The sequence below is a fragment of the Mucilaginibacter sp. Mucisp86 genome (assembly GCF_047324315.1).
Classification (GTDB): Bacteria; Bacteroidota; Bacteroidia; order Sphingobacteriales; family Sphingobacteriaceae; genus Mucilaginibacter.
In genome coordinates this window covers 5,608,570-5,626,527 of record NZ_CP168503.1, presented here as the reverse complement: position 1 = coordinate 5,626,527, position 17,958 = coordinate 5,608,570, and the positions used below count along the sequence as shown (strand labels likewise).

Sequence of the window (17,958 nt, the reverse complement as noted above, 5' to 3'; positions counted from 1 at the left end):
AGCATCATAACCTCAGCATCAAAACAAGCTTATGAACCTGAATATAAAATGCTTATCTCCGCGCATAAGCGAATATATTGTTGCTCTTTTACTGTTGAGCAGTATCCATAACAATGCAGTTGCACAAAGCCCTTATCAGCCAGTACGGCCGCGTATTGTGATTACTGCCGATCCGGAACTGGATGACAATAATTCACTTATCCGTTTTTTACTTTACAGCAGCGATGTAGAGGTTGAAGGGCTGATATACGCGAGTAGCGCCTTCCATTGGAAGGGCGACGGAAAGGGCAGCAAATGGTTTGTCCCCGGCAGGGAATATGCCCGCTTTGGGTTGAATTTATGCCCCTGCGAATCCTGGCGCTGGGCAAAAGATGAGCATTTTATTCATGACGCGGTAGAGGCCTACGCAAAAGTGTATCCAAACCTAAAAATACATAATCCCGCATACCCTTTGCCTGCTGAGCTCCGGTCAAAGATCCGTTTTGGAAATATTGAATTTGACGGTGATATTTCGAAAGATTCGCCAGGATCAGATCTTATTAAATCATTAATACTTGATAATAAACCAGGACAGTTATATATCACTGCCTGGGGAGGGCAAAGTACTATTGCCCGCGCCCTCAAATCTATCCAGGAGCAATATGAATACACTACTCAATGGGAACAGATCAAAGCAAAAATTTCCAGAAAAGTTGTGTTGCTCCCTTCCGGCGACCAGGATGATACCTATGCAAAGTATATCAAACCCAATTGGCCGGGCATTGAGTGCCGGCAATTTCAGGACGGGCCAAATTATGGTTATGGCGCACAATTAAAAGCCAGAACTGAAGATTCGGTTTATATGACATCATCCTGGATGAAAGAAAACGTATCAGGCCGTGGCCCGTTAGGTTCGTTATACCGCGTTTGGGGCGATGGCAAACAGATGGCAAAAGGCGATATCATGGATTACTTTGGTTTAACAGGCCACACTGATGATGAGCTAAGAAAAATGGGATATGTTGTTTGGATGCCTGTACAGGAAAAAGGCTCGTGGCTGGGAGAAGGTGATGACCCTACTTTTATGAATATGCTTCGAAACGGGCTGCGCGCCTACGAAGCGGGTTCTTTCGGTGGCTGGGGAGGCCGTGAGATTATCAACCCGAATACCAAAAACATCTTCTTTCAAACGGGTGATACTTCGTCACGCGCCATGGCAGCTACACTCAGCACCGCCACTGCCCAAACCAACAAAACTGCAGATGTTGCCGCTTATCCCAACTTTTTCCCTGCAGCACAACAGGATTTTGCTGCCCGCCTCAAATGGTCTGTAACCCCTAAATATGCAGGTGCCAATCATGAACCCGTAGTAAAAATAGAAGGGCCCTTGAATATTATGGCCTCCGCAGGAGAAAAAATACGCCTTAACGGCAAAGTATCTGACCCGGATGGAAACGCAGTTTCAATCAATTGGTGGCAGTTTCAGGTTGGAACTTATCAAAAGAAAGTGAATATAGTCAACGCTACTTCTGCGCAGGCCGTAGTGGAGATTCCTGCCGATGCAGTGTCAGGTCAAACCATCCACATTATTCTTGAAGCAACAGATAATGGTTCGCCTTCACTTACAAGGTATCAACGTGTAGTTATTACTGTGCGATAATGTAACCTTTATTATAGCTGCAAACGGCCATTTTTATTATTTGCACCTTGGGACTTTAAATCGATCCCCCTTCCTGAAGTTATCGTGTAGACACATTTTTTAAAATAAAAGAAAATGTCATTTGATTGAGCTGGGGCCGGGTCGAGTGCTGGAGCGAAAGAGAAATCTTATACACCTTGTAGAGCCGTGTGGATGGTTTAGAGCATGATGTATAAGATTTCTCCTCACTCCTGCTACGCAATCCCCCCTGGTTCGTTCGAAATGACATTCGATTTTATTGATCGATTTTCGTTGACCAAGATAAGTCCACACAATAGTTCCAGAGAGTGTGATTTAGAAGATTTATTTCAACTTCTTAACCTGCACACTAAAATCAACACCAACAATCGGAATCTTTTTCCAAGGTTGGGTTTCGCCATCTTTATGGAAAGTACCTCCGTTAAATAAACCGCAGGCAAATCCAATGTTGGAGTTGGTTTTAGTTGTCAAAAATTCAATAGAAACCACAATATCACCGGCCACTTTAACATTGTACGGTGATAAGTCGACAGTGGTTAGTTGATGGCTTTCCACATTGTCGTATTTTTTAATGTAACCTTTTATTTCGTCTTTAACCAAATTGGCTTCGTTTGGAAACTTTCCGGCCATTTGGTAAACATTTACTTTAAAGGGAATGCTGTCATTTGAGCGGTTTTGCGTATGAAAATTCAGCCTGAGCAGTTGTACTTGTTTTTTACCGGCACTCATTTCAATGCCAACTTGTCTGCCTTTAACAGCATCAAAAGAAGTGTTTGATGAGCCCGTACGGGGCTTATTGCCTATAGCTTTGGTTTTATCCTGGGCGGATACGTTAACCGCAACAAAGCATAAAAAACATAGGGCAATGAGTTTTACAAAATTTCGGGGGAATATTGAATTGAACATAACAATAAGTTTTAGATGGATTTATAAGGTAGACGATGGTGATAAACAAATGGTTGCACCGATCTGAATTTTTAAGGATTTATTTATTCAGAGAAACATTACTTGCATCTCCTTCTATTTTTTTCTGCAACAACACATTCGGAGACGCATGTGATGAGCCTCTACCTGTAAAAATCACTCCTTTTTAACCTCACTGTTCCTGATAAAAATGACCGACATCAGCGCGCCCAAAAAACCAAGCCCGGCGCAGATCCGCATAATATTCCCGTATGCTGAAATAAATCCGTTATGATAAGCAATCTCAACTGCCTTTTTATCCGGCTCGTTAATACCAACAGGTACTTTGGCGTTGCCTAAATTTGCCGATTGCTCTATAACTGCTTTTCTGTCTTTTTCATTCAGGGTTAGCTTCTTCAACTCGCCCTGCATCGCCCCCGAAAAAAACAATACTGCCAGTGCACCAAAAATGGCATTGGCAAAAACATTGGCTATCCGGGTCATGGCATTGTTAATGCCCGATGCCGTTCCCGAAAAATGATCGCTCACCGAGCCCATAACTGTAGCTGTAAGCGGAGCAACGGTTAACGACATACCAAAGCCAAAAACAAGTACTCCCGGAAAAAAACTTGTCCAATAATCAGACGGGCCTGCGGTTTGTTTTATAAACGACAGGATCAGCAAGCCCACTCCTGCTAACGCCGGACCAACAATGAGTAATAAACGCGGGCCTTTTTTATCGGCAATGGCACCGGCATAACGCGCAATGGAGATCATAAGCACTGTAAAAGGTAAAAACGTTAAGCCCGATTGCAATTGGCTATACCCCTGCACCAGCACCATGTTTAACGACATGAATAACATTCCCCCGCCCAAACCGGCATACAGAAAAAATGTAAGCAGGTTTATACCGCTGAATGTTCTGTTGCTAAAGAGACTTAACGGCATCATGGGATGTTTACTTGTACTTTCGATATATAGAAAAACTATCAGCAACAATATTCCCGCTCCTAATGAGCCATAAACCTGCCAGTTATTAAAGCCAACTGCGGGCATCCGCAAAAAGCCAAAAGTAAGCAACGCAAGTCCCAGAGCAATAGAAATAGCGCCGGGAAAATCAATAGACTGATCAGCGCTGTCATCCTTGCTTTCAGCAACTTTGCGCCAGAGAATGAGTAATGCCACTATCCCAATAGGCACATTGATAAAAAATATGTATCGCCACAAACCTGCATCGGCTAAAGCCCCGCCAAGCACCGGGCCGCCCATAGTTACCACCGTTGTAATGGCCGACCACGTACCTATTGCTTTCCCCCTTTCTTTTGCATCAATAGATGATGAAATAAGCGAAAGGCTCCCCGGTATCATCAGCGCACCGCCAACACCTTGTACTATCCTGAAAACAATAAGGTAAAATACTCCCGGCGAAAGGCCACAAAGTGCCGAACCGGTTATGAAAATGAAGATGCCTATCATGAAAACCTTCTTTCGCCCCAATTTATCACCGAGTGAACCGCCAACTAAAATAAGCGAAGCCAGCATGAGCAGGTAAGCGTTCAGGATCCAGAATAGGTCGGCCCCTTTGGCATCGAGGCTTTGTTGTAAAGCCGGCAGCACCACATTAAGCGCAGTACCATCAATAAACGCCATAGCCGAAGCCAGTATAGCCGAAACCATGATCCATTTGCCGGCAGGGCTGCCTAATGAAACTGTAGCCATATATTATAAGATTGTAACTGAAAGGTTTACTACAAAGTTGCAGTAAATGATCGGATTAACCCGGCCGAAAAGAAACAAATTACAGCATGGCCAAAAAAATATGACTATCGCCTGAAAACACCGATATTTTCCGGGCATAGCAGTATCAGCAAAAATATAGCGGAGAGATCAAGCGGTAAAACCTCTGATTCATTCACAGCCGAAAATAGCACCATTAAAATAGCTAACGTAATTATTGCGATAACATGGTTGCGATGCGGAATGGGGATCCCGATTCTATCAATAAATCGCTTAGCCTTAAAATTACTCCGGTATATAAACGGCAGTATCAAAAAATAAAAAGCACCTGCGGCTATCAAAATCCAATAGAGCACGATTTTGCCGGTCTCATTAATTTTGATTATTCCGTTTGCATTTGCCCCCAATATTACCGTGTTGGTTTTAAACAGCGAATGGGTTGACAGATGAAAAAGATCAGGCAGACTGCTCATTTTTTCGGCTATAAAAAAGAAGCTTACTATTCCCGCCAAAATCAGAACAATACAAAATTGGATACTGCGGTAGCGGGAAAGCCTTATGATGTATGCTATTGAAACCCCAAGAATGATGAGCAGCAACAAAACGGTGATATAACCAATAAATCCACCGGCAGGATTGTACATCATGTCAAAATATACTTTAGCGGCAAAGAAAAGCATAATAGCCCCTATGGTGAACATGATCATTAATCCGAATATCAATGTCTCAAACTTTGTTAAGCTGTTCTTTTTACGGGCAGTATTATAGGTATTGAGCACGGCAATTATTTTATAGATGATGTAACGACTAACAAAAACTTACCAAAACATGTTTCGGTGTTCTTTAAAACGAAAACATACTCCGAATTATTTCCGTCACATCAACGGCTGCATTCATCACATTTACTTCTGAAGGGCACATTGTTGCTGTATCATTGAATTATAAATCAACAGCCACATGAAAAAGCTTATCCTGATACTCATTCATCTCACCATTGCGTACTTTTTAAAAGCCCAGCCGCCGCAACAACCCATTGTTTTGGGACGGATAGACACGGTTTACTCCAACACCCTGAAAGAAAACCGGCCGCTCTGGGTTTATACGCCTGGATTTGATACCAACTATTTTTCAAAACCGGAGTTTCCGGTTTTGTACGTTTTAGATGCCGATGATCATTTCATGTCGCTGGTTACCATGATCAAAGAACTTAGTGCAACCGCCGGTAACACCGTATTGCCGCAAATGATCATAGTCGGCATCCTGAACACGCCCGGGCACCGCACGCGGGATCTTACGCCTACCAACAGCACTATTGATAAATTATCAGGAGGAGGCGAAAACTTTGCAACTTTTATGGAGAAGGAGCTGATCCCATATATAGATAAAACATATCCAACTGCCCCCTATCGTACCATGATTGGCCATTCACTGGGCGGATTAACCGTGATCAATATGCTATTAAAACACACCCAGGTTTTTAATGGCTATGTAGCTATTGACCCCAGCATGTTTTATAATAATGATAACCTGCTTAAACAGGCAAACGCTATACTTAGACAAAAGAGCTTCGACGGTAAAAAGCTTTTCCTTGGCTTTGCCAATACCATGCCAACCGGGACAGACACGTTACAGGTAAAAAAGGATACGTCCGAAGTATCACATCATATCCGGTCGATCATGAAGCTGGCTGATAATCTTGCCGCCAATAAAACCAACAAACTGTTATGGGTAAAAAAATACTATCCCGATGATGATCATAATTCGGTTCCGTTCAATGCCGAATATGATGCGTTGCGGTTCATTTTTAAAAACAATCGATTCCCGGGAAACCAGCCTTATAACCAATACTTTAACAAACAATATAGTGCTGTGCAATTAAGGCAAATGATAGATGAACATTACAAAGCAGTGTCGGCCGAAAGATGTTACACTGTACGCCCACCCGAAGCCGAAATGAATGGCATAGGCTATGCCTTTTTACAACAAAAAGACTATGAAAAAGCTGCTATGTTTTTCCAGGTGAACATTGATAATTATCCAAAAAACTTTAATGTTTACGATAGCATGGGCGATTGTTTTTTAGCTCGCGATGACAAGGCCAATGCCGAAAAGTATTTTAAGAAAGCCTTATCAATAAAATATACCAAAGAAATTATGGATAAGCTGGATAAGGTACAAGCGGAGAAATGACTATACGCAAAAGGAAATTTTCAAGTCTCCCCTTCAGGGGAGATTTAGAGGGGCTATTCAATAAAACTCACGGGCTCCAAATCCTTCAACTCTTCATCGGTGAACAACCTGGAGTGGATCATAAACCTAAACCCCGTCGGGATTTCAATTGAAAAGCTTGAGCCACGGCCTTTGGTAATATCAAGCTGCAGCTGGGTATGCTGCCAGTATTCAAACTGATCTTTACTCATCCAAAATTCGCAGCCATCTACCTCTCCTATTTTCACATCGCTGCCTCCAAGTTTAAACTCTCCTTTTTCAAAGCACATAGGCGATGATCCATCACAGCAACCACCGCTTTGATGAAACATCAATTCACCGAAACGGGATTTGAGTTCGGCTATGAGCCCGGAAGCTTCTGGTGTTATGGTTACTCTTTTGACCATGGAAAAATCACTGCATTTTAAACATTCAAAGTATATCAATGACATAACCGCATAAAGACTTACGAAGTTTTGAAATCTTCGTAAGTCTCGGGGGAACGGGGATCAAATTTTAGAAAAAACCTAATTTGTTCTTGTTATATGAGATTAGCATGTTTTTAGTTTGACGGTAGTGACCAAGCATCATTTTATGATTTTCGCGGCCAAAACCTGACTTTTTATAACCACCAAACGGAGCATGTGCAGGATAAGCATGATAGTTGTTTACCCAAACCCTGCCCGCCAGTATGGCACGTGGCACCTGGTAAAGTTCATGTGCATCGCGTGTCCATACACCGGCACCTAAACCGTATAAGGTATCATTAGCTATCGCGATGGCTTCTTCGGTGGTTTTGAAAGTGGTTACGCAAGCAACAGGACCAAAAATCTCCTCCTGGAAAATGCGCATTTTGTTATTGCCTTTGAATAAAGTTGGCTGAATATAATAGCCCCCTCCCAACTCACCTTCCTGTTTTTTCACATCGCCGCCACAAAGTACTTCCGCACCTTCCTCTTTACCTATTTTAAGGTACGACTGAATCTTCTCGTACTGATCGTTAGATGCCTGTGCCCCCATCATGGTATTTCCATCAAGCGGATTACCCATAATGATGGCATTGGTGCGCTCAATCACTTTCGACATAAACTTGTCATAGATATTTTCATGCACCAGGATCCTCGACGGGCAGGTACAAACCTCGCCCTGGTTTAAGGCAAACAGTACCGCACCTTCCACAGCTTTATCAAAAAATTCATCATCGGCATCGGCAACCGATTCAAAGAAAATATTGGGCGACTTGCCTCCAAGTTCCATCGTAACCGGCACCAGGTTTTCAGACGCATACTGCATAATAAGACGGCCTGTTGTTGTTTCGCCGGTGAAGGAAACCTTGGCAACCCTTGGCGATGAAGCCAGCGGTTTGCCTGCTTCCGGACCAAAACCGGTAATAATATTCAAAACACCCGGCGGCAAAATATCCTGGATCAGTTCCATTAAAACCATGATGGATGTTGGGGTTTGCTCGGCTGGTTTAACTACACAGCAGTTACCTGCAGCAAGCGCAGGGGCAATTTTCCAGGTAGCCATCAACAGCGGGAAATTCCACGGAATGATCTGTCCTACCACACCCAGCGGCTCATTTAAACAAATGCTTACAGTATATTCGTCGTGTTCGGAAATACCGCCCTCTTCTGCCCGGATCACGCCTGCAAAATAACGGAAATGATCAATCACCAAAGGCAAATCTGCAGCGCGGCATTCACGGATAGCTTTGCCATTATCAATACATTCTACAACGGCCAAAAACTCCAGGTTAGCTTCAATAACGTCGGCTATTTTATTTAACAGAGATGCCCTGTGTGCGGCCGAGGTTTTGCCCCATGTTGGGAATGCGGCATGAGCGGCATCCAAAGCCAATTCAACATCTTCCTTTCCTGACCGTGCAGCTTTAGTAAACACCTTGCCATCAATGGGCGAAATGTTATCAAAATATTCGCCTTTAACAGGCGGAACAAATTTGCCGCCGATAAAATTGTCGTACTTTTCCTTAAAGGATGGTTTAGAAACAGCGCTCATAATTTTTATGTTTTTTGGTAACACTAATGTAGAGCGGTCTCGCTGTAAAGCATTTGCATTATGCTCTCAAATGGTAGCACAATGGTCGCATTTTTATTACCCGCTTGTTAATCAAAATAAGTATGCCTAATTTGGTATAAATTATAAACGGCTATGAATAACAAAACCCTGTTATCTCCACTAAGCCTTTCACACGGAAAAGAACTGAATACATTGATTGAAAACCGCAAGGCTTACACCATGAACCATTGTGAGCTCAACGTTTTTGAAACATTTCAGCGCAGCGAACTCGTGCCCCTTACTTTTAGCGACCTCGTAATAACCAGCATGCTTAGAGGTAAAAAAGTGATGCACCTGTTTGATAAGCCCGGTTTTGATTATCTGCCTGGTGAAACGGTTATCGTTCCACCCAATATTACCATGAAAATTGATTTCCCGGAAGCCACCATCAACCAGCCATCGCAATGCACCGCTTTGGCTATTAACCACCAGGAGATTGCCAATACGCTTGATTTTTTAAATGAGAACTACCCAAGGGAAGATAGACGGATATGGCAGCTTAATTATAACCAGTTCCACTTTTTTAATAATTATGAACTGGCCCAACTCATCAACAAACTTATCCGCATCAGCACCGGCGATGCGTTAACCAAAGATGTGCTGGCCAACCTCACTTTAAAGGAATTGCTGATCCGCATTATGCAGATGCAAAATCTTAACGAGATCAGCGATAACCTGCATGAGTTATCAAGCGGCAGCCGTTTTGCTTATCTGCTTGAATATATCAGGGTTCATCTAAGCGAAAAACTTAATATTGATGCTTTGAGCCAGATGGCCTTCATGAGCAAAGCCAGTTTTTTCCGGGCGTTTAAACATGAACTGGGGATATCGCCGGTAGATTATATCATTAAAGAGCGTCTGCAATTAGCCAAGCAGCTCATGAACAATCCGCACAATAGCATCTCCGAAGCTTGTTTTAAAGCCGGGTTCAATAATCTTAATTACTTTAGCCGGGCGTTTAAAAAGATAGAGGGTACTACCCCAAGCTATTACAAAGCCAGGCTAAGGGGAGGGCATTTAAATTAGAAAAAGCAAATAGATGGTGATCATTTCAACGCAAAAAAGACATCTCATGTGCGTTTGTTAGCTACACACGTGAGATGTCTTTTACCTAATAATTAACTTTCTGAATGTTTATGCTGATTTGCGGCTGTTGCTGATCAATGCCGATTCATAAACTGCGCTGATGATCTCCTCCGAAGAAAAAGTGCCCAGGAAATCCCAATCGATATGACTGTAGATAACCTGCTTTGATGGCTCAATAATATAAGTTGCCAGTAAAGGCGCGTTTTCGTCGATGCCCGAAAACCTGTCCCATACCGGGTAATCATCAGAATATACCCTGAATTGTTGCGCTATTTCTTTATCGGTATCATGATAAAAATTAAGGGTAAGGCTTTGCTCCCATGCCCATTTCTCAAGCTCATCGGTGCGGTCATCACTAATGATAAGCAGGTTGCCTCCGCTTGCTTTAACTTCATGATGCAGATTGTTTAGTTGTTTAAGCTGAGCCAAACCTTGCTGCCCCCAGTGACGCGAGTAAAAAGAGATAACCAATGGTTTATTCAATAAATTGCGCTGTGAAATTGGGCCGTGTGTTTCGGCACCATTATAAAATTGCTGCCAACGGCTATAATCGTTACTTAATTTAAATTCAGGAACCAAATTACCAGCCTTAACAGGGTGTAATGACTTCAGCTTGCGAAAGCTAAGGTCACGTTCGGCAACAACTTCAAGCAGGTCAAAAAAAGGATATTTATTGTTATTTGTGGTTTGCATTTTGAAATAGATTTATGATGTTATGGATAATGTTTCAAGGTAATTGTAGTTGAGTTTTATTGTTCAACAACAACGGCATAATCCATAAACTACCCGGTAACGCATGAGCAAGCCCGGCGGGATGACGCTGCTAATTTGTTTATTGCTGGATGTGTTCATAAAAATATATTAATTGAGGTCAGTAAATTTAAAGGAGTGTAACAGCTTGTATGTTCTGAAGAAAATTTCAACAACAGCAACACATGGGCATATATACTCCGCCCCTGGTTTCAGCTGGTGTATATCTATCGCTGATGATTAAACTGTTGCCCGTCATTTGTTTTTGAATGTTATGCAACAAATATACTATAATATCTATAAACTTAGTAGAATTTATTAAAAAAATATTTACCCATTTTTCAATATCAGAATTTCCTGTTCTATATGGGTTTTCTATCGGTTAACATTCGATACCTTTCCTTTTCTGAAAAACAAAACCTTGTAATTTACGTTCCGTATAACTAATAAATTAACTATGCAGAACAGGCTGAAACCACAATACATTATCGTACTTGCTTTAAGTGTTTTAGTCCTTTCCAACTGTAAAAACAACACAAAACAACATCTCGTTTCTAAAGCCGATTCCCTAAAAAAGAAAATGACCAGGGAATGGACAAAAACCATTCCGGGTAACTTTAGTGATCAAACCGAACTTGTATTTGACAGCACGCGCATTGCCGCCTTTCTACAAAGCCACCCTGCATTGGTGCCTTATGAACAAGATCTGCGAAGCTTTTACCGCAAGCGCAAATTTGCCTACGCCTGGTATGAAAAAGGCGCATTAATTGAACAGGCCGGCAACCTGAACGACAGGTTAATGAACCTGCAAAACGAAGGGATATATAAAGGTATCCCCTATCAAAAAGATCTGGATTCGCTGATATTTGACAGCCATTCCAAAACAAAAGTTAAAAAACCGGATATTGGCACCGAGCTAATGCTTACAGCGCAATATTTCGCTTTTTCAAAAGTGGCATTCCGGGGCATGAGCGATTCGGTAAGCCGCGCGGTAAACTGGTTTCTGCCGCGCAAAAAAATAGCTTACGATGATTTTCTGGATACGCTCCTGAAAAAGCCATCGAAACAAGCATCCACCTTAAGCGAGCCCGTATACCGTCAGTATGATTTACTGAAGAACTTTCTTACCAAATACCGCGAGCTCGATGCTCATGAAAGCTGGGAACCGATCAAACTCAACAGCAAATTAAAACCCGGCGATTCGTCTGCAATAATTGCCCGTATAAAAACCCGCTTATACAAACTGGAAGATTTTAAGGGAGATACTTTAAACAATAAGTTTGATGATGAGCTTAAGGCTGCCATAACTCAATTTCAGGCCAGGCACGGGCTTACAGCTGATGGTTTGCCTGGTTCCGGCACTATGGCTGAAATGAATATTCCCCTTAAGTCGAGGATCAAACAGATCATTGTAAACATGGAGCGCTGCCGCTGGCTGCCAGTAAGTTTAAATGCCGACTATCTTGCCGTAAACATTCCTGAATTTAAGCTGCACGTTTATCACGCCGACAGCTTATTATGGAGCTGTAATGTGGTGGTTGGCCAAAAAGTGCATCAAACAGTTATATTTTACGGCGAAATGCAGTATGTTGTATTTAGTCCTTACTGGAACCTGCCCGAAAGCATTGTACGCAACGAAGTATTGCCAGCTATGCGCAGCAACCGTAATTATCTCAACGAACACAATATGGTAATAACCGGAAAGGAAAACGGGCTTCCGGTAATTCAGCAAAAACCGGGGCCAGCCAACTCTTTGGGGCTGGTTAAATTCCTGTTTCCGAATAGTTATAATATCTATTTGCATGATACCCCCTCGCGCTCATTATTCGGCGAATCATCAAGGGCATTTAGCCATGGTTGTATCCGTGTAGGTGAACCTGCAAAACTGGCTTCATTTCTTTTAAAATATGATAGCACATGGACAGCCCCCCGCATCAATAAAGCTATGCATCTTGGTAAAGAGCAGCAGGTTACGCTCAAACAAAAAATGCCTGTATTTATAGCTTATTTTACCGCTTTCACCGATAGGAATAATCTTCTCAACTTCCGCAAAGATATCTATGAACGTGATGATCAGCTTGCTTCCATGATCATGTCAGGCACCGGGCAATATTAGTGTTAAGTTAATAGTACTAAGTCTTAAGTAAAAAGTTAAGTTCATACATTTTTGATTTAGAACTTAAGACTTCCGGCTAATGAATATCTGTCATTACATGATTAACATCACACCTGTTCCCCTACCCCCCTCTTTTTTTATCGCAGTTTAAAATACTGGTAAATAATAGTTACAAAATATTTTTTACGGGTTTGTAGGCAATCGCTAAAATTTAATTGTCCTCACTTTAAATCACCATGGTGCGTCCCTACGAAGGATACTTTTTTCCTTCAGCACGGTGATCATTAACCAAACTATATGACATTATTAATAAACCCAGGAAAACGAATGCCTATGTAAAAAAAGCTTACTCTCCCCACTACAGGCAATAATTACCCGGAGGGAATTTACTGCCCCGAAAAAGATTTTTGAATGTTTATAACTGCGCAGTGCTTCCAGGGCGCTCCGCTATTAACTCCCTTTAAATTCAATAAAATATGAAATTTTTCAAACACCCGGTGGGTGTACACAGGCCATGGGTATCAAAATCCCTCAACCTGTGTAAATTTGCCCTTGCAGGTATGGTGCTTTTGAACATGCAGGCTTCGGCTGCTGAAGCGCCTAAAGCAAAAGCCAAATCAAACATCAATTTTAATTTAAACTTCGCTAAACTTACCGGTAAGATAGTTGACGAAAAAGGCGAACCGCTTGTAGGCGTAAGTATCAGGATCAAAGGCACCACCACAGGTACCCAAACAGATGCCAATGGTAACTTTACACTTGATGTACAGCCAAACACTGTATTAATTGTAAGCTATATTGGTTATGCCACCAAAGAAGTTGCGGTGGGAGGTAAATCAACAATCACTATTACATTAAATGCCAATACAAATCTTAACGAGGTTGTGGTAACGGCATTAGGTATCAAAAAGGAAGAGAAAAAATTAGGTTACGCTGTAACAACTGTTAAAGGCGACCTGCTTGACAAAGCTAAAGAAACAAACATTGCTTATTCATTAGAAGGCCGTGTGGCCGGCGTTAGCATCAGCGGCGTTAGCGGTGGCCCGGGTTCTTCGGCACGTATCTTATTACGTGGTGTAACCAGTGGATCTGCCGGTTCTCCGTTATTCGTTATCAACGGTGTACCAATGGATAACTCATCCCGCGGTACATCAGGCGAATGGGGTGGTGCGGATTATGGCGATGGTATCGCTAACATCAATCCGGATGATGTTGAAACCATGACCGTACTTAAAGGTCAGTCGGCTTCTGCATTGTACGGTGCACGTGCGGCCAATGGCGTTATCTTAATTACTACCAAAGGCGGTAAAAAGAACTCAGGTTTTGGTGTTGAGGTTAACAGTAACACGCAATTCGATAAACCAATTAACTACGAAGACTTCCAAACCGTTTACGGCCAGGGTGAGCATGGCGTAAGGCCGGCGAACGTAGCTGCCGCCATATCAACAGGTAACTTAGGCTGGGGCGAGAAATTGGATGGTAAACCAACTATCCAGTTTGATGGTAAAATGTACCCGTACTCAAATAAAAGCAACTATCTTGATTTTTATCGTACAGGCAGCACCTTTACCAATACTGTATCATTTGACGGTGGTAATGAAACAGGTGCTTTCAGGTTATCATTATCTGACGCACATGCCAATTCAATTGTGCCAAACAGCAATTTAGACAGGAAAACCTTCAACTTAAACGCCAATCAAAATGTTACCGATAAGTTGAACATCGCCGTTGTTGCCAATTACCTTGTCGAAAATTCAAAAAACAGGCCAAGCTTAAGCGATGGTCCGGGTAACCCTAACAACGTATTGTTCCTTGCCGCCAACGAAGATCAGGCTGCTTTGAGCCCGGGTACAACAGCTTCTGGCGCCGAGCAACAATGGAACAATGACATTTATGTTACCAACCCTTACTTCGCTGCAAACAGCTTCATCAACAACACAGGCAGAAAACGATTAATTTCCTCGTTAACTGCGCGTTATGATTTCACCAAATGGATCTATTTACAAGGCCGTATTGGTTATGATAACATTAACGACAGCCGCTTTAAAGTAACGCCTACCGGTACCGCTTATTCAAGCAATGGCGCAGGCGGTTTAGATGAGCAGTCAACGGCACAGCAATACGAGTTAAACTACGACGTATTATTTGGTGTAAAGCATGACATTGTGAAAGACCTGTTATCATTTGATTTTACAGGTGGCGGTAACATCCGCAAAAACAGCTATACATATACCAGCTTAAGCGGTGGTCCGTTCATTTTGCCATACTTCTATAGCTATTCAAACCTGCAAACTAAAAATGCAGCAAGCTATACCTTCAATCAATCAGAAGTTCACTCGGCTTATTACACTGCGGATTTCTCGCTTAAAAACTATTTAGTATTAAGCACCAGCGGTCGTTATGACACATACTCAACACTTTATCCGGTTGTTGTAAAAGGTAACGGCGGTCTGTTTGCACCTTCAGCATCTGCCAGCTTTATCTTCTCTGAATTCACACACTGGCCGGCTCTTGATTTTGGTAAACTGCGCGTTTCATATGCACAAACCAGCGGTGAGCCAACTGATAAATACATCACCCAACAATACTACAACATCAACAACCCTGTTAACGGCGTAGTAACCGGTGGTTTCTCAGGCGACCTTCCAAACTACTTCCTGAAACCGTTTACGTTAACAGAAACTGAGGTTGGTACCGAAATGAAGTTCCTTAACGGTCGTGCAGCTTTAGATGTGGCTTATTTCCACCGCAAAACCAAAAACGAGATCCTTAAAGGTTCACTGGATATTGCAACAGGTTACAACACCCGTTACATTGGCACCCAGTCGTTCCAGAATAACGGTATTGAGGTTGAGTTAAAAGGCACGCCGGTTCAAACTTCATCGTTCTCATGGACACCGTCAATTAACTTTACCTATGTTAAAAACAAGGTATTGAAAACTGATGATGCTATGACAACTCAAGGTTTAGGTACATATAGGCCATTAAATGCTAACCTTGCATTTGTGGTTGGTTTACCTGGCCCACAAGTTATGGCTACCGATTACAAACGTAATTCTTCAGGTCAAATCATTTTTGATTCAAACGGTTTACCCGAATCAGATGGTGTACGCAGGCCTCATGGCACAACCGTTCCTAAAATCTATGGTGGTTTTAATAACGATTTCAACTACAAACACATCAACTTATCATTCCTGGTTGATTACAGGTTTGGCAACAAAGTGTTATCAGCAACTAATTACTATAGCATGTACCGCGGTTTAAATAAAGCTACTTTAGTTGGCCGTGAAGGTGGTGTAGTAGGTGATGGTGTAACCGAAGATGGCCAAAAAAATACAAAATCGGTTGAGGCAGAGGTTTACTACCAGGCTTTAGCGCGTAGTGTATCGGCACTTAACGTGCTTGACGGCAGCTTCATCAAATTACGCCAGGTTACTTTAGGTTATACATTTACCAAAGGCTTCCTTACCGGCACACCATTTAGCGGTGTAACTATTTCAACTGTTGGCCGTAACCTTTGGACAATCATGAAACATACCAACAACATCGATCCTGAATCAGGCTTTGCCAATAGCGTAGCTTATGCAGGTATTGAAGGTACCAGCTTACCAAGCACACGTACCTACGGTATAAATGTTAACTTTAAACTTAAAAAATAACAGAGAGATGAAAAAACGACTCATATATAGCGGTTTATGTTTAGCCGCGGCTCTTGTTTCGGGTTGTACAAAAGATTTCACCAAGATAAACACAAACCCAAATGCTACTTCAGCAGCTGTGTTTAACCCCAACTTTCTTTTAGCACAAGCCCAGATCCAGTATTCACAAACTGGTTACGATCAATTGCTTTACCAAAGCATGTGGTCACAATCGTTAGCTTCAACTTACGATTATTATGGCAACGGTGATAAGTACATCTATAAAGGTTCATTTAATGATTACAAAGCAAGGGTTTACAACAGCGGTTACTCTGCCGAAACACTTGTACAGGAAATGAAAAACCTTACCGATGGTAAAGCCGAATACGCCAATTTGAATAAAATTGCCACCATCATGAAGGTGTTCATTTTACAACGTGTAACAGATGCGTATGGTGATGTTCCTTACTCGGAAGCCGGTATGGCTAAACAAGGGATCTTTACCCCTAAATTTGACAAGCAACAGGATATTTATAATGCAATGCTGGCCGATCTTGACGGCGCTACCGCAGGCCTTGATGCATCAAAAGACAAGCCAAGCTCTGATCTTTTCTACACCGGTGATATCACCAAGTGGAAAAAATTAGGTTACTCATTAATGGTACGTGTTGCCATGCGTTTAACTAAAGCTGACGCTGCTACTGCTCAAAAATATGTTGAAAAAGCATATGCAGGCGGTACTATGACCAGTATTGACGATAACGCTAAAGTTTTAACTGATAACAAGAATGGTAATGCAAACAGCACCATCAATGCTTTAACAGTTCCTGACGATTTCAGGGAAGTACGCTGGTCAAAAACATTGATCGATTACATGCAAACCACTGCCGACCCAAGGATTTCGGCTATTGCTGAAGTTTCATCCGGAACCGGCAAAGCTGCTAATTCAAACGAAACCGTAGCTGGCAACAACGATGCATCTGTTCAGCACGGTATGCCAAACGGCTATGACCTTAACGGTGGTGCTACCGATATCAGCAAAGCACCTGGTTACCCAGGCACTTCACCTGCCGATCCGTCGGTTACAAATGATGCTGCCGCTCCGGATGGCAAATATTCACGCCCAAGGCTTCAGGTTTATTATACATCATCATCAAACATTAACCCTGTTGATAAGAGCGGTATCAATATGCTTTTAACTTACGGCGAAACCGAGTTATTATTGGCAGAAGCAGCAACAAAAGGTTGGAATACAGGCGTTGCAGCAACACATTACGCTAACGCACTTGTTGCTGACCAGCTTGAACTTGCTCAGTTCAATGTAGCAGCAACCATAAGCAATGCCACAGCTACTGCTTATGCAGCGGCTCATCCATTGTTACCAGCTACAGCACTGCAACAAATAAATATGGAGTACTATGTTGAAACATCTTCAACTTTTATCCATAACGAAACCTGGGCTAACTGGAGAAGGACAGGCATCCCTGCACTTACGCCGGTTAAATATGTTGGCCAGTTCACCGATGGCTCCATTCCTCGTCGTATTCAGTATCCGCTTACCCTGATCACAACTAACACTGCAAATTATAACTCAGCGGTTAAAAGTTTATCAGGCGGCGATAACTTTACGTCACGAGTATGGTGGGATAAATAATACCCCTATATAAATTCACTAAAAACAAGGCTATGGCTTCATAGCCTTGTTTTTTAGTTTTACAACAAAAAGGATTGGTAATCCGGTAGCAATTTTCAATTCAAATATTTAATTTTAAGTATCCCTGCAA

Annotated in this window: 12 protein-coding genes; 6 read left to right on the top strand and 6 right to left on the bottom strand. The window is 42.3% G+C overall.

Annotated elements, in window-relative coordinates; translation table 11 throughout:
• The first annotated feature begins 31 nt into the window (after nt 1–31).
• On the top strand, nt 32–1,639 hold the full coding sequence (locus tag ACEN9X_RS23580) for a nucleoside hydrolase-like domain-containing protein (protein WP_413667459.1): 1,608 nt from the start codon (nt 32–34) through the stop codon (nt 1,637–1,639).
• Between the two features lie 342 nt (nt 1,640–1,981).
• Here ACEN9X_RS23580 and ACEN9X_RS23575 read toward each other — a convergent pair whose 3' ends face one another.
• From ACEN9X_RS23575 to ACEN9X_RS23565, 3 genes are all read right to left on the bottom strand, one after another.
• Complete coding sequence (locus ACEN9X_RS23575; protein WP_413667458.1) at nt 1,982–2,563, bottom strand: hypothetical protein; 582 nt, start codon at nt 2,561–2,563, stop codon at nt 1,982–1,984.
• 174 nt (nt 2,564–2,737) lie between these two features.
• Complete coding sequence (locus ACEN9X_RS23570; RefSeq protein ID WP_413667457.1) at nt 2,738–4,279, bottom strand: MFS transporter; 1,542 nt, start codon at nt 4,277–4,279, stop codon at nt 2,738–2,740.
• Between the two features lie 104 nt (nt 4,280–4,383).
• Nucleotides 4,384–5,076 carry a hypothetical protein gene (locus ACEN9X_RS23565; RefSeq protein ID WP_413667456.1) on the bottom strand — a complete coding sequence of 231 codons (693 nt, stop codon included), beginning with the start codon at nt 5,074–5,076 and terminating at the stop codon, nt 4,384–4,386.
• 178 nt (nt 5,077–5,254) lie between these two features.
• On the opposite strand from ACEN9X_RS23565, the gene ACEN9X_RS23560 reads away from it, so the two are divergent.
• Nucleotides 5,255–6,487, top strand: coding sequence for an alpha/beta hydrolase-fold protein (locus ACEN9X_RS23560; RefSeq protein ID WP_413667455.1), 1,233 nt, complete (start codon nt 5,255–5,257; stop codon nt 6,485–6,487).
• A gap of 53 nt (nt 6,488–6,540) precedes the next feature.
• Here the strand turns inward: ACEN9X_RS23560 and ACEN9X_RS23555 are convergent, their stop codons facing one another.
• Both ACEN9X_RS23555 and ACEN9X_RS23550 read right to left on the bottom strand, forming a co-directional pair.
• The gene (locus ACEN9X_RS23555; protein ID WP_413667454.1) at nt 6,541–6,912 is read right to left on the bottom strand and encodes a DUF779 domain-containing protein; all 372 of its coding nucleotides are present in this window, start codon (nt 6,910–6,912) and stop codon (nt 6,541–6,543) included.
• Between the two features lie 109 nt (nt 6,913–7,021).
• Nucleotides 7,022–8,548 (bottom strand): aldehyde dehydrogenase family protein, encoded by a 1,527-nt coding sequence (locus tag ACEN9X_RS23550; protein WP_413667453.1) that lies wholly within the window; start codon nt 8,546–8,548, stop codon nt 7,022–7,024.
• A gap of 129 nt (nt 8,549–8,677) precedes the next feature.
• Here ACEN9X_RS23550 and ACEN9X_RS23545 point away from each other — a divergent pair, with 129 nt between their 5' ends.
• Nucleotides 8,678–9,610, top strand: a complete 933-nt coding sequence (locus ACEN9X_RS23545) for an AraC family transcriptional regulator (RefSeq protein ID WP_413667452.1) — start codon at nt 8,678–8,680, stop codon at nt 9,608–9,610.
• A 108-nt stretch (nt 9,611–9,718) separates the two neighbouring features.
• On the opposite strand, the gene ACEN9X_RS23540 is transcribed toward ACEN9X_RS23545, so the two are convergent.
• Complete coding sequence (locus ACEN9X_RS23540) at nt 9,719–10,363, bottom strand: redoxin domain-containing protein (protein WP_413667451.1); 645 nt, start codon at nt 10,361–10,363, stop codon at nt 9,719–9,721.
• A 514-nt stretch (nt 10,364–10,877) separates the two neighbouring features.
• Here ACEN9X_RS23540 and ACEN9X_RS23535 point away from each other — a divergent pair.
• From ACEN9X_RS23535 to ACEN9X_RS23525, 3 genes are all read left to right on the top strand, one after another.
• Nucleotides 10,878–12,536: a L,D-transpeptidase family protein gene (locus ACEN9X_RS23535; RefSeq protein WP_413667450.1), complete on the top strand. Its 1,659-nt coding sequence runs from the start codon at nt 10,878–10,880 to the stop codon at nt 12,534–12,536.
• Nucleotides 12,537–13,012: 476 nt separating this feature from the next.
• Nucleotides 13,013–16,195 carry a SusC/RagA family TonB-linked outer membrane protein gene (locus ACEN9X_RS23530; protein ID WP_413667449.1) on the top strand — a complete coding sequence of 1,061 codons (3,183 nt, stop codon included), beginning with the start codon at nt 13,013–13,015 and terminating at the stop codon, nt 16,193–16,195.
• Nucleotides 16,196–16,202: 7 nt separating this feature from the next.
• A complete protein-coding gene (locus ACEN9X_RS23525) occupies nt 16,203–17,828 on the top strand; it encodes a SusD/RagB family nutrient-binding outer membrane lipoprotein (protein WP_413667448.1) in 1,626 nt (541 codons plus the stop codon).
• Nucleotides 17,829–17,958: the final 130 nt, after the last annotated feature.

Excerpts from the sequence above, each read along its gene's own strand:
- ACEN9X_RS23580 (WP_413667459.1), top strand. The coding sequence starts at position 32 with ATGAACCTGAATATAAAATGCTTATCTCCGCGCATAAGCGAATATATT.
- ACEN9X_RS23560 (WP_413667455.1), top strand. The coding sequence starts at position 5,255 with ATGAAAAAGCTTATCCTGATACTCATTCATCTCACCATTGCGTACTTT.
- ACEN9X_RS23540 (WP_413667451.1), bottom strand. The coding sequence starts at position 10,363 with ATGCAAACCACAAATAACAATAAATATCCTTTTTTTGACCTGCTTGAA.
- ACEN9X_RS23545 (WP_413667452.1), top strand. The coding sequence starts at position 8,678 with ATGAATAACAAAACCCTGTTATCTCCACTAAGCCTTTCACACGGAAAA.
- ACEN9X_RS23555 (WP_413667454.1), bottom strand. The coding sequence starts at position 6,912 with ATGGTCAAAAGAGTAACCATAACACCAGAAGCTTCCGGGCTCATAGCC.
- ACEN9X_RS23530 (WP_413667449.1), top strand. The coding sequence starts at position 13,013 with ATGAAATTTTTCAAACACCCGGTGGGTGTACACAGGCCATGGGTATCA.
- ACEN9X_RS23575 (WP_413667458.1), bottom strand. The coding sequence starts at position 2,563 with ATGTTCAATTCAATATTCCCCCGAAATTTTGTAAAACTCATTGCCCTA.
- ACEN9X_RS23535 (WP_413667450.1), top strand. The coding sequence starts at position 10,878 with ATGCAGAACAGGCTGAAACCACAATACATTATCGTACTTGCTTTAAGT.
- ACEN9X_RS23525 (WP_413667448.1), top strand. The coding sequence starts at position 16,203 with ATGAAAAAACGACTCATATATAGCGGTTTATGTTTAGCCGCGGCTCTT.
- ACEN9X_RS23570 (WP_413667457.1), bottom strand. The coding sequence starts at position 4,279 with ATGGCTACAGTTTCATTAGGCAGCCCTGCCGGCAAATGGATCATGGTT.